At 59.9% G+C, this 15,516-nt stretch carries 15 protein-coding genes; 8 read left to right on the top strand and 7 right to left on the bottom strand.

Annotation, left to right across the window (positions count from 1 at the left end; all coding sequences use genetic code 11):
• Positions 1-5 precede the first annotated feature (5 nt).
• The 5 genes from ACA043_RS16835 to ACA043_RS16855 are packed head-to-tail and all read left to right on the top strand — an operon-like array spanning position 6 to position 5,883.
• Positions 6-950, top strand: coding sequence for a DUF58 domain-containing protein (locus ACA043_RS16835; protein WP_497657474.1), 945 nt, complete (start codon positions 6-8; stop codon positions 948-950).
• A complete protein-coding gene (locus tag ACA043_RS16840) occupies positions 947-1,444 on the top strand; it encodes a DUF4381 domain-containing protein (RefSeq protein ID WP_187678608.1) in 498 nt (165 codons plus the stop codon). Before ACA043_RS16835 ends, ACA043_RS16840 begins: the two co-directional genes overlap by 4 nt.
• The gene (locus ACA043_RS16845; RefSeq protein WP_497657475.1) at positions 1,437-2,516 is read left to right on the top strand and encodes a vWA domain-containing protein; all 1,080 of its coding nucleotides are present in this window, start codon (positions 1,437-1,439) and stop codon (positions 2,514-2,516) included. Before ACA043_RS16840 ends, ACA043_RS16845 begins: the two co-directional genes overlap by 8 nt.
• On the top strand, positions 2,513-4,249 hold the full coding sequence (locus ACA043_RS16850) for a vWA domain-containing protein (RefSeq protein ID WP_489879413.1): 1,737 nt from the start codon (positions 2,513-2,515) through the stop codon (positions 4,247-4,249). The genes ACA043_RS16845 and ACA043_RS16850 overlap by 4 nt, the downstream gene beginning before the upstream one ends.
• The gene (locus ACA043_RS16855; RefSeq protein WP_497657476.1) at positions 4,246-5,883 is read left to right on the top strand and encodes a BatD family protein; all 1,638 of its coding nucleotides are present in this window, start codon (positions 4,246-4,248) and stop codon (positions 5,881-5,883) included. Before ACA043_RS16850 ends, ACA043_RS16855 begins: the two co-directional genes overlap by 4 nt.
• Before the next feature lie 81 nt (positions 5,884-5,964).
• Here the strand turns inward: ACA043_RS16855 and ACA043_RS16860 are convergent, their stop codons facing one another.
• Positions 5,965-6,312 (bottom strand): DUF7957 family protein, encoded by a 348-nt coding sequence (locus ACA043_RS16860; RefSeq protein WP_497657477.1) that lies wholly within the window; start codon positions 6,310-6,312, stop codon positions 5,965-5,967.
• Between the two features lie 49 nt (positions 6,313-6,361).
• A complete protein-coding gene (locus ACA043_RS16865) occupies positions 6,362-6,835 on the bottom strand; it encodes a PM0498 family protein (RefSeq protein ID WP_489881309.1) in 474 nt (157 codons plus the stop codon).
• Positions 6,836-7,289: 454 nt separating this feature from the next.
• Here ACA043_RS16865 and ACA043_RS16870 point away from each other — a divergent pair, with 454 nt between their 5' ends.
• From ACA043_RS16870 to ACA043_RS16880, 3 genes are read left to right on the top strand one after another with little or no spacing between them, the layout of a single operon-like run.
• Positions 7,290-8,534, top strand: a complete 1,245-nt coding sequence (locus ACA043_RS16870) for an exonuclease SbcCD subunit D C-terminal domain-containing protein (protein WP_497657478.1) — start codon at positions 7,290-7,292, stop codon at positions 8,532-8,534.
• A complete protein-coding gene (locus ACA043_RS16875; RefSeq protein WP_497657479.1) occupies positions 8,531-12,172 on the top strand; it encodes an SbcC/MukB-like Walker B domain-containing protein in 3,642 nt (1,213 codons plus the stop codon). Before ACA043_RS16870 ends, ACA043_RS16875 begins: the two co-directional genes overlap by 4 nt.
• Positions 12,169-12,753 carry a glutathione S-transferase gene (locus ACA043_RS16880; protein WP_497657480.1) on the top strand — a complete coding sequence of 195 codons (585 nt, stop codon included), beginning with the start codon at positions 12,169-12,171 and terminating at the stop codon, positions 12,751-12,753. Before ACA043_RS16875 ends, ACA043_RS16880 begins: the two co-directional genes overlap by 4 nt.
• 176 nt (positions 12,754-12,929) lie before the next feature.
• On the opposite strand, the gene ACA043_RS16885 is transcribed toward ACA043_RS16880, so the two are convergent.
• From ACA043_RS16885 to ACA043_RS16905, 5 genes are all read right to left on the bottom strand, one after another.
• Positions 12,930-13,187, bottom strand: coding sequence for a hypothetical protein (locus ACA043_RS16885; RefSeq protein WP_497657481.1), 258 nt, complete (start codon positions 13,185-13,187; stop codon positions 12,930-12,932).
• The gene (locus ACA043_RS16890; RefSeq protein ID WP_187678616.1) at positions 13,184-13,396 is read right to left on the bottom strand and encodes a hypothetical protein; all 213 of its coding nucleotides are present in this window, start codon (positions 13,394-13,396) and stop codon (positions 13,184-13,186) included. The genes ACA043_RS16885 and ACA043_RS16890 overlap by 4 nt, the downstream gene beginning before the upstream one ends.
• A gap of 253 nt (positions 13,397-13,649) precedes the next feature.
• The gene (locus tag ACA043_RS16895; protein WP_435036303.1) at positions 13,650-13,829 is read right to left on the bottom strand and encodes a hypothetical protein; all 180 of its coding nucleotides are present in this window, start codon (positions 13,827-13,829) and stop codon (positions 13,650-13,652) included.
• 156 nt (positions 13,830-13,985) lie between these two features.
• The gene (locus ACA043_RS16900; RefSeq protein WP_401267062.1) at positions 13,986-15,161 is read right to left on the bottom strand and encodes a lactonase family protein; all 1,176 of its coding nucleotides are present in this window, start codon (positions 15,159-15,161) and stop codon (positions 13,986-13,988) included.
• On the bottom strand, positions 15,148-15,438 hold the full coding sequence (locus ACA043_RS16905; RefSeq protein ID WP_401267059.1) for a DUF5629 family protein: 291 nt from the start codon (positions 15,436-15,438) through the stop codon (positions 15,148-15,150). Before ACA043_RS16905 ends, ACA043_RS16900 begins: the two co-directional genes overlap by 14 nt.
• Positions 15,439-15,516 lie beyond the last annotated feature (78 nt).

The raw sequence follows: 15,516 nt of genomic DNA on the forward strand, positions 1-15,516 counted from the left end.
CCCCCATGAACGCCCCCCTGCCGTCCGAACCGGGCATCCGCATCAGCCTCGCCGAGCTGATCGAGATGCGCCACCGTGTGCGCGAAGTGCAGCTGTTTTCCACGCCGAGTCAGCGCAGCCCGCTGATCGGCCTGCATCACTCGAAATTCCGCGGGCGTGGCGTCGACTTCGATCAGGTGCGGGTCTATCAGGCCGGCGACGACGTGCGCACTATCGACTGGCGCGTGACGGCGCGCACGCAAGAGCCGCACACCAAGCTGTTCCATGAGGAACGCGAACGGCCGATCTTCATCATGGTCGAGCAAAGCACGCGGCTGTTTTTCGGCTCCGGGCTGATGTTCAAATCGGTGCTGGCGGCGCAAGTGGCGGCGCTGATTGGCTGGGCCGCGCTCGGCCATAACGACCGGGTCGGCGGGCTGGTGTTCGGCGATAACGAGCATTACGAAATCAAGCCACGGCGCAGCAAGCAAAGCCTGCTGCAATTGCTCAACCGTTTGGTGAAGGTCAATCAGTCGCTGCACAGCGAGCGTGTGCCGGATCGCGATTCCTTTGGCGTCGCCCTGCGCCGTGCCCGCGAAGTGCTGCGCCCGGGCAGTCTGGTGATTGTGATTTGCGATGAGCGTGCGCTATCCGACAGCGCCGAACAGCAATTGAGTCTGTTGTCGCGCCATTGCGATCTGTTGATGCTGCCGCTGTCCGATCCGCTTGATCACGCCCTGCCTGCCGCCGGGCTTTTAAGATTCGCCGAGCGCAGCGCACAACTCGAAATCGACACCCTCAACTTCGACCTGCGTCAGACCTATCGCGCTCAGGCTGAAGCACGCATCGCCCGCTGGGAATTGCTCGCACAAAAGCTGCGGGTGCTGCTGATGCCATTGAGCACGCAGAGTGAAATGGTCGAGCAGATGCGCGAGTTCCTCAATCCGCAGCGTCCGGGGAAAGGTCGATGAACGGCCTCGAACAACTGCAACCACTGATGTCCCCCCCGCCGATAGCCTTCTGGCCGCCGGCACCGGGCTGGTGGTTGCTGCTTCTATTGCTACCGCTGCTCGGTTTCGCGGTATGGCGTCTGCGCCGTTTCATCCCGATCAAGAAACGCCCGATCGTGCGAGCCGAACAGCCCCTTGATCCAGTGCGCATCGCCGCCCTCGCTGAACTGGCGCAGATGCCCAAACCTTACGACGGCGCGCCGGCCGGGGCGTGGCTGCAACAACTCAACGGTTTGCTCAAACGCCTGTGCCGCAACCACTACCCCTATAGCCAGAGCCACACGCTCAATGGCCGCAAGTGGCTGGCGTTTCTCGACAACCGCTGCCCGGCGGCGGGCCTGACGCGCTGGATGGTGTTGGTCGAAGGCGCCTACAAACCGGAATGCAAACTCGACGACAAGGCCATCGCCGGCCTGACCCAAGCGGTCGACACGTGGATTCGCAAGCATGTTTGAATTCGCCTGGCCGTGGATCTTTGTCCTGTTCCCGCTCCCTTGGGTGATGCGCCTCGTGCTGCCCGTGGCCGACAGCGGCGAGCCGGCGCTTAAAGTCAGTTTCCTGTCTGATCTGGAAGGTCTCGCCCGCCGCCGTGCTCGGGCCAACCTGCCGGCGTGGCGTCAGCAGGCACCGTTCATGCTGCTATGGCTGTTGCTGTTGACCGCCGCCGCGCGTCCGCAATGGCTCGGCGAACCGTTGCCGATTGCCGCCAGCGGTCGTGATCTGTTGGTGGCGGTGGACGTGTCCGGCTCGATGGATTTCCCCGACATGCAATGGCAGGACGAAGACGTCAGCCGACTGACTCTGGTGCAACACCTGCTCGGCGACTTCCTCGAAAGCCGCGACGGTGACCGCGTAGGCTTGATCCTGTTTGGCAGTCAGGCCTACCTGCAAGCACCGCTGACCTTTGACCGCCACACCGTGCGCGTCTGGCTCGACGAAGCGCGGATTGGCATCGCCGGCAAGAACACCGCCATCGGCGATGCCATCGGTCTGGCACTGAAACGCCTGCGCATGCGCCCGGCGCAGAGCCGCGTGCTGATTCTGGTCACCGACGGCGCCAACAATGGTGGTGAAATCGATCCGCTGACCGCCGCAAGACTGGCCGCCAGCGAAGGCGTGAAGATCTACCCGATCGGCATCGGCGCCAACCCTGAAGAAAGCGGTTCCACCGCGTTGCTCGGGGTCAATCCGAGCCTGGATCTTGACGAGCCTTCACTCAAAGCCATCGCCGAAGTCACCGGCGGCCAGTATTTCCGCGCACACGACGGTAAAGAGCTGCAAGCGATCAAGGAAACCCTCGACCAGCTCGAGCCGGTGACCCAGCAACCGACCCAGGCGCGGCCGGCGCAAGCCTTGTATCAGTGGCCGCTGGCGCTGGCCCTGTGGCTCAGTTTGTTACTGGTCGCCCGCGAATTGTGGCCGGACAACCCGTTGCAACGCCTGTTCACCAAGCAGCTATATCTGCAAAGTCCGCTGCCTGACTGGCGCGAGCGTCTCAAACGCCTGCGTCTGCGGAGGCGCCGATGATCGCCCTTTGGCCGCACTGGTTCCGTCCGTGGTGGTTGTTGCTACTGCCGCTGCTCGGCTGGTTGATCTGGCAGCTCTGGCACCGCCAAAAGCGCGCCGGACGCTGGCAGATGATTCTGCCGCCAGCGTTTCACGCCACTCTGCTCAGTGGCGGTAACGGTCGTGAAAGCAAATTGCCGTGGGTCGCTCTTGGCGTTGCGTGGTTGCTGACGATTCTGGCGCTGCTCGGCCCGAGTTGGGAGCGCGTCGAACAGACCAGCCAGAAACCCGCCGACCCGTTGGTGGTGGTGCTGGAGCTGACCCCGGAAATGCTCGCCACCGATTCACCGCCGACGCGACTGGAACAGGCGCGGCGCAAGCTGTTCGACCTGTTGCAAGCGCGTAGCGATGCGCAAACCGCTATCGTCGTTTACGCCGGCAGCGCCCACACGCTGGTGCCGCTGTCAGATGACCTGGCGACCAGTCGCAACCTGCTCGATGCACTCAAGCCGTCGTTGATGCCGCAAAGCGGACATCGTGCGGATCTTGCGGTGGACAAAGCGCTGGCCTTATTGAAACAAGGTGCGCTGGGTCAGGGCCGGATCCTGTTGATCGGCTCGTCGCTGAGCGAGGAAGAACGCCAAGGCATTCACCGCGCACTGAGCGGGCAATCGGCGCAATTTTTGATGCTCGGCATCGGCACCGCCGAAGGGGCACCGATCGCTCAGGAGGACGGCAGTTTCCTCAAGGACGAACAAGGCGCGATTCGCGTGCCGCAACTCGACAGCCCGGGCCTTTCGGCGTTCCTCAACAGCGTCGGTGGTGAATACCAGCCAGCCCGCCTGGACGAAGGTGATCTGGGTGCGCTCGGTCTGCTCAACGGCCCGCGCAGCTTGCGCGATGACGGCCAGACCGTGCGTCTGGATACCTGGGCCGATCAAGGTTACTGGCTGCTGTTGCCACTCTTGTTGCTGGCTGCGTGTGCGGGGCGACGCGGCTGGTTGTTCTGCCTGCCGTTGCTGTTCTGCCTGCCGCAACCCAGCTACGCTTTTGACTTCGAAGACCTGTGGCTACGCCCCGATCAACAAGGCCTGCACTTGCTCAAACAAAAGCGCCCGGCCGAAGCGGCGCAACATTTTGACGATCACCAGTGGCAAGGGGTGGCGTTGTACGAGGCCGGCGACTACAGTGGCGCCGCCCAGCGTTTCGCCGAAGGCAGCGATGCTCGCGCCCACTACAATCGTGGCAATGCCCTGGCAAAAAGCGGTGAGCTGGAAGCGGCAATTGATGCTTATGAGCAGGCACTGGAACTGCAACCGGACTTGCGCCCGGCGCAGACCAACAAGGCGCTGGTGGAAAAACTGCTGAAGCAGCAGACCACGCCGCCGCCCAGCGAGCCGGAGACCCAACCGTCGGAGCAAAATCTGCCTGGTGATGAACCGCCGCCAGCGACTACGCCACCACCGGCAGTAAAAAGTGAAACCCAGAGCGAGGCCCAGCCCGCCGAGTCGGCCAACGAACCGCCGCCAACTACCCCGCCGCAACCGGGCCCCAATGAAGTGCCGGGCAGCGAACCGGACGAAGAACAGAACGAGGTGCCGCTGCTGCATCCCGGCGAGGGCAACCTCGAAGGCGAACAACGCCAGGCACTGGAGCAATGGCTGGGCAAGATCCCGGACGACCCGGGCGAACTGCTGCGACGCAAATTCTGGTACGAACAGCAACAACATCAGGATCAGGAAAACACTCGATGACCCGCTTCACCGCTCTCTTGCTGCCACTGCTGATCTGCACAGCCACCGCCCAGGCGGCCGAGCTGACGGCCAGTGTGGATCGCAGTCGCCTGAACTCCGGCGAGACGGTCGAGCTCACCCTCGAAACCAGCGATGTCACCCAGTTCGGCAAACCCGACCTGACGCCGCTGGAGACACAGTTCGAAGTGCGCGGCACGCGGCAAGTCAACCAGCTCAACACGCTCAATGGCGCCGACCGCGCGACCACACGCTGGATTATCACCCTGCTGCCGAAAGAGAACGGCAGCGTGGTGATCCCGCCATTGCAAATGGGTGACGCACAGAGCCAGCCCATCACAGTGCAAGTGGTCGAGAGCGATACCCGCGAAGACAAGAACAGCCTTGATCCGGTGTTCATCGAGGCCAGCCTCGACCAGTCCAGTGTCTACGTGCAGGCCCAGGCGATCCTGACCCTGCGCATCTACCATTCGGTGTCGCTCTACGACGACAGCAGCCTGACGCCGCTGCAACTCGCCGATGCGCGGGTCGAGCAACTCGGCGACACCCGCACCTACGAGAAAGACATCAACGGCGTGCGCCACGGCGTGATCGAGATGCGCTACGCGATCTATCCGCAGCACAGCGGTTTGCTGACCATCGCCCCACAGACGTTCAGCGCGACGCTGGTCGACACTCAGCCCTCCCAGGACGCGACCGCGCAAGGGCCGAAACCGGGCAAGCTGCTGCGGGTCAGCTCCACGCAAATTCCGCTGACGGTCAAACCCAAGCCACTGACCTACCCCGCCGATGCGCCATGGCTGCCAGCGCGCGCCCTGAGCCTGAGCGAAAACTGGAATCCCGAGCCGGAACACATGCAGGTCGGCGACTCCCTTACACGCAGCCTGACGCTGAAAGTCGAAGGCCTGGCCAGTTCACAACTGCCCGCGCTGCCCGCCACCGAAGTCAACGGCCTGCGCCGCTACCCGGATCAACCGGTGCTGAACAACCAGAGCAGCGACCGTGGCCTGATCGGCAGCCGCGAAGAACGAGAAGCACTGGTGGCCAGCCGCAGCGGCTCGATTGAATTACCGACAGTCGATGTGGTGTGGTGGAACACCTTCGAAGATCATCTGGAACACACCAGCCTGCCGGCGCGTACCCTGCAGGTGGCGAACAACCCGAGCCTGCAAGTCGATACCCCGACCGGCAGCCTGCCGGTGAGCGCCGTCGATAACGACGTGTTGTGGTGGTGGAAACTCAGCACCCTGATCCTCGCCTGCACTACCCTCCTCGGCTTCGGCCTGTGGTGGCGCGCGCGCTGGCAACCGGCAGTCCATCGCGCCGCACAAACCGGCCCGAGTCCACGCACCTTGATGGACGACATCAAGCGTGCGAGCCAGGCCAACGACCCGCAGGCGACTCGTCAGGCGCTGGACGCATGGGCGCGTCAGCAGCCGGAAACGCTGGCGGATATGGCGGCGCGGTTTGTACCGTTGTCGGATGCGCTGGATGGGCTTAATGGTGCGCTGTACAGCGAGACGGGCCAGCATTGGCAGGGTGAGGATTTGTGGCGGGCAATCCGCACGATTCCGGCGGCGGAACGGGTGCAGGACCCGGTGGGTGACAGCGGGTTGCCGCCGCTTTATCCGAAGTAAAAAGCAAAAGATCGCAGCCTTTGGCAGTTCCTACACTTAATCCCTGCAGAAGCTGCCGCAGGCTGCGATCTTTTGATTCTGCTATCGATTAAAAGTCACAGCTGAAACCTCACCAGTCTCCAGACCCACTAAATAATCGATACCTATCCAATTCCCCGCAATGAGCCGCCCGTCTTTGTCACACGTGATATTCATATACGGCTTATCTAACTGCGCTCCGTGCGGGCTCTCGGCAATTTGCCAACGGGTCACGCCATGCGTAGCAACGGCAAATACGTTTCTATTGAAAACGACACTAGCAGGGGGCTCAACTCTGACCACACATAGGTCTGCCAGCCGTAAAATCTCTACCACCGCATAGGGAAGATCAACGGGAGTTCCTCCAGCAAACAACCTCCCACTCTCGGCGTAAAAATCAATTTCGCTCACTGAACTTGCCTCAATCTCTACAAATCAGCCAGTGTAATGGCGGCCAGGCCTACATGTTATCCAATAGGTCACCAAGCTCCGATCCTTCAGAGGTAGCCAGCAATACCGGACCATCATATTGGTCCAAATCATCAACCAGCCAACACTCACCATCGCGCACGATATGAGCTTTTACCACCGCACCAAACTCATCACTTGACACAATGACCTCTAGTATTTCGGCATCCGAAGTTACTGACCAAGCCTCAAGCAGCTGGCTGGCAAATTGAAGCGCGCTACTCAACCATTCCGATTCAACGTAGTCATCGACATGCAGCGAATTGACAAAGCATTCATAACCCGTGCGATCTGGAAAATGTCCCAAACCAACATTGGTACTTGTTGCTTCGAAGTGCTTTAAAAACTTACAACCATCCTTATGGAAAAATCCTTTCCCGGCTACTAAAGTCAGTTCGGCAGCAAGTGTATTCAATGGCTGCAATGTAGATAGCGCTTGGGCCATTGCTTTGTTGTATTTCAGCATTCCTATCACTCATCGTTTCAATTGAAAGAACGTAACAACGGGGCCGTAACCCTGTTCTGAATTCGAAACGTCTACGAAAAATGACTTTTCCGGAAATTTTTCCTTCAGCACCATGCGCCACGAAAATCCGATGACGGCGCGCAGTTGAAGAAATACGCTTGGCGACACACCATTTCCGTATTGACCAAAAACGTCATATACCTTCACATAATTTAAAAGCCGCTCAGTTCCTGAGATGTCGTGAGAAGCCAGTTCAAACCGAATCGATATCAATATAATGGCTCAATACTAGATAGCGGCTATTTGGGCGTCAATTAATGGATTCACCGAAATAGCCAGCCCCTCCCTCCACCGACAAGCCCTCCCGCCGCAATAATCTGTAAACTCTCCCCTCTTTCGCCGCCCCATCATTTCCCAGGCGGCCATCACCTCTTTATCTGTAGCGGAGTCCGCCTTGCGTCTGTTTCACACCTCCGACTGGCACCTTGGGCAAAACCTGCACGGCCAGGAGCGCGATTTCGAGCATGCGTGCTTTCTCGAATGGCTGCTGCGCCAACTGAAACTGGCGCAGCCGGATGTGCTGCTGATTGCCGGGGACATCTTCGACACGGTCAACCCGCCGGTCAAAGCCCAGGAACGCCTCTACGATTTCATCGTCAGCGCCCACGAGCAGCAGCCGTTGCTGACCATCGTGATGATCGCCGGCAACCACGACTCCGGCTCGCGGATCGAACTGCCCGCGCCGCTGATGCGGCGTTTGCGCACCCATGCGCTGGGTCGGGTGTTGTGGCTGGATGACGGCCAACTCGACTCCGAACGTCTTTTACTGCCTTTGCCGGACGCATCGGGCGAAATCGCCGCGTGGTGCTTGGCGCTGCCATTCCTGCGCCCGGCGGAGGTGACTGGCGTGCATTTGGGCGATAACTATTTGCGCGGTATCGGTCAGGTTCATGAATGGCTGATCGAGGCGGCGAATGCCAAGCGCCAGCCGGGTCAGGCGCTGATCGCCATCAGTCACGCGCACATGGCCGGCGGTTCGGTGTCGGAGGATTCCGAGCGCAGTCTGATCATCGGCAATGCCGAAGCGCTGCCCGCCAGCCTGTTCGGGCCGAGCATCAGCTATGTTGCCCTCGGTCATTTGCACAAGCCGCAGAAGGTCAACGGTGAGGAACGTATCCGCTACAGCGGCTCGCCGATTCCGCTGTCGTTTTCGGAGATCGGCTATCAGCACCAGATTCTCGACGTCACCCTTGATGGCGAAACCTTGGTCAGCGTCGAGCCGAAACTGATCCCGCGCTCGGTCAACCTGCAACGCATCGGCCCGGCGCCGCTGGCGGAGATTCTGCTGCAACTGGCGGACTTGCCGAACATCGATCTACTGGCTGAAACCCAACGCCAGCCGTGGCTGGAGGTGCGTGTGCGTCTCGATGAGCCGCAACCGGATCTGCGTCATCAAGTGGAAACTGCCCTGCAAGGCAAAGCCGTGCGGCTGGTGCGTATCGCCGCTGAATACGCCGGCAACCGTGGCGCTGATGGCGTGGAGGACGGCACGGCGTTGATCGAGCTGGATCAACTCACACCGCAGGAACTGTTCAGCCGCGCGTGGCTCGACAACTATGGCAACGAAGTCGATGAACAGACGCTCAAGGACTTCGCCGAACTGCTGCAAGACGTGCAAATGGAGGGCGAGCAGCCATGAAGATTCTCGCCATTCGTTTGAAAAACCTGGCCTCGCTGGCTGGCCCGTTCGAGATCGACTTCACCGCTGAACCACTGGCCAGCGCCGGTCTGTTCGCAATCACCGGCCCCACCGGCGCCGGCAAAAGTACCCTGCTCGACGCCTTGTGCCTGGCGCTGTTCGGAACGGTGCCACGACTGGTTGAGATTCCTCTGACCGTCAAAACACCAGAGATTGACGGTGATATCAACACTGGGGATCCGCGTAACTTACTACGTAGAGGTACAGGTGACGGTTTTGCCGAAGTCGATTTTGTTGGCGTCGACGGACGGCGGTACCGTGCTCGCTGGGAGACTAACCGCGCGCGTGAGAAGGCTAACGGTAAACTGCAAGTAAGCCGTCAGAGCTTGCGCGACATCGATCAGGATCAGCTGCTTGCTAGCCAAAAGACAGAGTTTAAGGCTCTGATTGAAACTGTACTTGGCTTGAACTTCGCCCAATTCACTCGTGCGGTGATGTTGGCCCAAAGTGAATTTAGTGCCTTCCTAAAAGCGAATGACAACGACCGCAGCGAACTGCTGGAAAAACTCACCGACACCGCGCTGTACACCCGCCTCGGCCGTCGCGCCTTCGACAAGACCAAAGAAGCCCGCGAAGCGCACAAGCTGTTGCAGGATCAGGCCACCGGCGTCACGCCGCTGGCTCCCGAAGCACGCGCCGAGCTGGATGAGCGCTACAACGCCGCGCAGCAACAGATGAAGTTGCAGCAGGCGCAACTCAAGCAGCTTGAGCAGCAGCACAGCTGGCTCAAGGATTTACGTCAGTTGCAGGACGCGCAGCAAGCCGCTGCCGAGCAACTGCACGGCGCGCAACAGCAAAGGGAAGGTCTGGCCGGTGAACGGGTAAAACTGACGCGACTGGAACAGCTCGGCCCACAGCGGCACCAGTTCGCCCGCAAGACTGAACTCGACGCGCTCTTGTCCCCGCTGGGTGCGCAGATTGCCGCGCACACCCGGCAACACGCTGAACTGACTGAGCGCCAGACGCAACTGGAGCAAAACCTCGAGGCCGCGAAACTCGCTTTGAGCGAAGCACAGCAACGGCAAACTGAAGGTGCCCCGCTGCTGCGTCAGGCCTTTGAAGAGCAAAGCACCCTCGCCCGTCTGGTCAAGGACGTTGCCCTCAGTGCCGAAGCGAAACAGAACGCAGAGCAGGCTTGTACTCAAGGCCAGAGCGCCATTGCGGCGCTGCTGGAAAAGCAGACTCAAGTCGCTGAACGCCTGCAAAAGATTGCCGCCGAACTGGAACTGAGCGCACATCTCGCGCCGTTGAGCGATGCGTGGAATGCCTACCGCGATCGTCTGCAACAGCTGATGTTGATCGGCAATCGCTTGAACAAGGGCCAGACCGAACTGGCCTCGCTGGAAGAGAACGCCACTCGCAGCGCCGAAGCCTTCGCCACGCAGAAACAGCAACTGGAAGTGCTGTTCAAAGAGGCTGGCGCCGAGCCGGATGCCGTCGCCGAGCAGATCGGCATCCTCGGCAATTTGTTACAGGACAACCGCAAACAGCTGCGAGCCATCGAAGACCTGTCACGCCTGTGGGCCACCCGACAGGATCTGGATAAACGCAGCACCGACCTGCAACAACGCCAGCTCAGCGCTCAGCAAGAACGCGAGCGCCTGACTCAGGACGGGGTGAAAACCAAGGCCGAACTGACCGTCGCCGAGCAAACCCTCAACGTCACCCGCGAGCTGCTTGAGCGTCAGCGTCTGGCGCGCAGTGCCAGTGTCGAAGAGCTGCGCGCGCAGTTGCAGGACGATCAGCCGTGCCCGGTGTGCGGCAGCAACGAACATCCGTATCACCAACCCGAAGCGCTGCTGGAAAGCCTCGGCAAACACGATGAAAGCGAACAGGCCAACGCCCAGCAAGTGGTCGATCAGCTCAAGGAAAAGCTCATCGAACTGCGCGCCGAAGTCGGTGGCGTCATCGCACAGCAAAAAGAACTGCTGCAACAACAGGAGCAACTGGCCGCCCAGCAACAAGCGTTGGCGCCGAGTCTCGATGCTCACCCGCAAGCGGCGCAGTTGATGAACCAGGACGCCGACAAACGCGACGCCTGGCTGACCCGGCAAAACGAGCAGTTGAACCAGAGCATCACGCAGGATGAACAACGGCAAAACGCCCTGCTCACCCTGCAACAGGACGCCGCGCGTCTGACCCAGCAGTTGCGTCAGGCCGAAACAGCTCATCAGCAAGCGGCGCAGCATCTGAGCAATCAGCAGCGCGAGTTGAGCAGCGACCGCCAGCGCCTCGATGAAGAACTCAGCGCGTTCGGTAACCTGCTGCCGGCCGACACAGTTGAGGCTCTACGCCATGAGCCGGCGGCGACGTTCATGCAGCTCGACCGGCAGATCGCCGAGCGTCTGACGCAAGTCGATCAGCAGAAAGAAGAACTGGCCGAACAGCTGCAACGCCAGCAGACGCTGGAGAAAGAACAGGATCGCCAGCAGACCCGCGTCCAGCAATTGCAAAACGCCGAACAGCAGTTCAATGCCCTGGCCGAACAGCAGCAAACCTGCCAGCAACAACTCATGCAGTTGCTTGGCGAGCACAGCAGCGCCGAACACTGGCAGCAGCAACTGGAACAGGCCGTGGAGCAGGCGCGCAACGCTGAAACCACAACCGCTCAGGAACTGCAAAACGTGCGCACGCAACGCGTGCAAACCGCCGCCGAACTCAAGGCGCAGCAGGAGCGTTTGCAGGCGCTGGAAATTGAAGATAAGGAGCTGGCCAGCAAGATTGCCGACTGGCGCGCCCGTCATCCGGAGCTGGATGACGGCGGCCTCGAAGATCTGCTGCGCGTCGACGATGGGCAAGTCGCTGAGCTGCGCCAACGCTTGCAGCTCAATGAAAAAGCCATCGAACAGGCCATGGTGCTGGTGCAGGAGCGCGACCAGCGCTTGTTCGATCATCAGGCCCAGCACAACGGCAATCTCGATGCCGAGCAACTGGCCGGCGCCCTCGCCGATGTGCAAAACCAATTCAACGTCAGCGAGCAGCAATGCGCTGAACTGCGTGCCGAACAGGCCGAAGACCAGCGCCGACAGAACGCCAATCAGGCACTGGCGCAGCAGATCGCCGACGCCTATGCCGAGTACCAGCGCTGGGCACGCCTGAGTGCGTTGATCGGTTCGGCCACTGGCGACACCTTCCGCAAGATCGCCCAGGCCTACAACCTCGACTTGCTGGTACATCACGCCAACGTGCAACTGCGCCAACTGGTCAAACGCTATCGTTTGAAGCGCGGCGGCAGCATGCTCGGCCTGTTGGTGATGGACACGGAAATGGGCGATGAGCTGCGCTCGGTGCATTCGTTGTCCGGCGGCGAGACGTTCCTCGTATCGCTGGCGCTCGCGTTGGGCCTGGCGTCGATGGCGTCGAGTACGCTGAAAATCGAATCGCTGTTTATCGACGAAGGCTTTGGCAGCCTCGATCCGGAATCTCTGCAACTGGCGATGGACGCCCTCGACGGCTTGCAGGCCCAGGGCCGCAAAGTCGCGGTGATTTCCCACGTGCAGGAAATGCACGAGCGGATTCCGGTGCAGATTCAGGTGCAGCGTCAGGGCAACGGTTTGAGCACCCTGGAGGTGAAATGAATACGCTGTATTCTTTCCGCCGCTGCCCTTACGCGATGCGGGCACGGATGGCGCTGCGTTATTCGGGCGTGCCGGTGAACATCGTCGAGGTCAGCCTCAAGGCCAAACCGGCCGAGATGCTGGCGATCTCGCCCAAGGGTACGGTACCGGTGCTGGATGCGGACGGACGGGTGATCGATGAGAGTCTGGAGATCATGCGCTGGGCGTTGGCACAGAATGATCCGCAGGATTGGCTGCTGGAGGGAGATGCTAGGATTACCGACTTGATCGAAGCCAATGATCAAGTGTTCAAGGTTCATCTCAATCGCTACAAGTACGCTGAGCGTTATCCCGAGCAGCCGATGGAGGTTTATCGCACGCAGGGTTCGTTGTTTCTGCAGAAGCTGGATGAGTTGCTAACGGACCGCGATTACTTGCTGGCTGATCGCCCATGTCTGGCGGATATCGCACTGCTGCCGTTCGTTCGCCAGTTCGCCCACGTTGATCGCGATTGGTTTGCGCAGACGCCTTACGTACGCTTGCAAGCGTGGTTACAACACTTTCTGCAATCCGAGCTCTTCACCGCAGTCATGAAGAAGTAAGGCCAGTTCTCCTGCAAGAGGGGTAACCCTGTGGCGAGGGGATTTATCCCCGATGGGCTGCGAAGCGGCCCTGAAATCATTCACCTCGGTGTATCAGAACAATCCGGTGTCTCGGGTTTGGGGCTGCTTCGCAGCCCATCGGGGATAAATCCCCTCACCACAATAAATCGCGTTGTCTACGCCAGCGCGCCGCACATGCCAAGTGCCATGCAATCCACTTCAAACGGCCCGAGAAAATCACCGGCAACTTTCACCGGTGGATTACCGGCCATCAGCCCCAGGGTATTGGCCCGCTCAATGTTGTGCGCGATGTTGTGGTTGGCCTCTATGGCTCGGGCCAGGCCGCCGACCGAGCCCTGCCCTATCCCCAGCAATGAAGCGCCGTTGGTCATCAGCGCTAAACCAGCAATTACCCAAAGTCTGTAACCTTTCATGCTCCGCCGACTCCTGCGAGTTCAGCCCGATCGACCATCACGCTTTGCGAACGGTGTTCAAACTGGATGCCGGGGTTGGCGACTTGAATCGGTGCGTCGAAGTTGTGTTCCATCTGCGATGAGACGCTGACGATCAGCACCAGAGCCAGGTAAAGACCGATGGCCAGGTAGGCGCCGCGTTTGGCAGAAGAGATGATTGCGCTGGCCATGGTGTTCTCCCGTGGGCATGTTTCAGAGCCCACAGAATCGATCAAAAAAGCCACGGTAACCACTCAGGGTTTCCCATAGTAACCATCAGCTTCGTTGATTATTTAGCCAGTCTATCCGGGTGCTTGAAGAAACCTATCGTGGTGCTTTATGCACACGTGTAGGAGCTGCCGAAGGCTGCGATCTTTTGATCTTGAAAGTCAAAAAATCGCAGCCTTCGGCAGCTCCTACGGGGAGTCGCGCGAGTCGGGCATTTCAGTGTTGAACTTTGTGATCCAGCGCGGCGTAGAAGTTGGCGCTCTGTTGCAGGTATTTCTGGGTGTAGCTCTGGGTGTGGGATTTTTTGCTGTTGATTTCAACGTTGGCGCTGGCTGGCAGAACCACGGTAGCGGAGATGGCGGAAGCGGCAATCACGGAGAAGAGATTGAAGTTCATGGCGGTAACCCTCGTGTTCGGTTGGCTTGCTTGCCCGGTTGGGCTGTGGAGCAAACTTAACGCTCGAGGGTTGATCGCTTGAAATACTTTGTAGCACTAGCAGTTATCAGCGCGATTAATACAAAGAGGCAGGCCCCGTGAACCGGGGCCTGTGGCTTATTGTCGCACTAGAAACTTGAGGTCGCTCGGGGCGTCCATCGGCAGTTTCTGCACCGTTTTGCCGAGCAGACCAGTCTTGCCATCGCGTTCGACGACGACAATCTCGTTGCTCTTCTGGTTGGCGATCAGCAGGAATTTACCGCTTGGATCGAGGCTGAATTCCCGTGGGTGATCACCTTCCACTGAACGTCGCTGCAGCTCTTTGAGCTGGCCGGTCGCCGGATCGATAGCGAACACCAGCACCTGATTGGCAGTGCCACGGTTGCTGACGTAGAGGAATTTGCCGTCGGCGGACGCGTGCAGCGCAGCCGCAGCCTTGTCTGAAGTCGGCTGGCCGGCCGCCAGATCGATCATTTGCGTCTGGGTCAGCACGCCGTCGTTGTAATCGAACACCGCAACCTGGGCGCTCATTTCCATGGTCAGCCAGGCGTGTTTACCGTCAGCGCTGAACAGCAGGTGACGCGGGCCGCTGCCTGCCGGCAAGGCCACTGCGGCCGTCATCGCCGGGGTCAGTGGCAGGTCCGGGTTGGCCTTCGGATCGAACAGATAGACGAAGACTTTGTCCGCGCCCAAATCATTGGAGAACACGTAACGGCCGTCCGGCGAAGAAACCGTCGAGTGCACATGGTTCGACGCCTGACGCTCGGGATTGATCCGGCTCGCCGGGTGGGCGCTCATCTGCACCACCGGTTTGAGTTTGCCGTCGGCGCCGACCGGCAACACTGCGAGGGTGCCGCCCGGATCTTCCATCACCGAATAGTTGCTGACGAACAGATGGCTGGCGTCACCGCTCAGGCTCGAATGAGTCGGCTCGTTGCCCAGGCTTTGCACCTGATTGATCAGGCTCAGGGCATGGGTTTTCGGATCGATCGCGTAACTGCTGACGCGACCGACCGGGTCGGTCTGGCCCGGGCCGTTTTCGTTGACCACGAACAGACGTTTCTGGTCTTTGGACAGGGTCAGCCACGACGGGTTTTCGCTTTTGACCACTTGCAGCGGCTTGGCGGCAATCTGGCCGGTGGCACTGTCGAAGTTCATTCGATAGATGCCTTGGCTGGTGTCGGCGGTGTAGGAGCCGACCAGCAATTGATAGCTTTCGGCAGATGCCGTGGAAAGGCCCATCGCGCCGACACTGCCGGCCATCAACAGTGGCCAGAATTTACGCATTGTCATCAGTTTCTTCCTCGTCGTTGCTGCCGCCAAAGGCTTCGCTGCAGACCAGGCGGTGTTCGCCGGAATCGCCAACGATCAACCAGCTCTGCAGCGTCACATCAAACATCGCTGCGTCAACCTGAGCAGGCGTGAATACCCAATGCTTGGCCGCTCGGCCATCAATGCATTCGATGTGCAGATTGTCGTCTTCGTCGAGGGAGAATTCGAAGGCGTGCAGGCCATCGATTTCGACCATATCGCTGTTTTCGAGGACGTCGAGAAGGGTTTGGGCAGTCATGGCAAACAGTCTTTCTAGGGGGGAAAGCGCCAATGATAGCTCATTGTCGTACCCGGCCCCTGTAGGAGTGAGCCTGCT

The organism is Pseudomonas sp. LBUM1648, assembly GCF_059716145.1.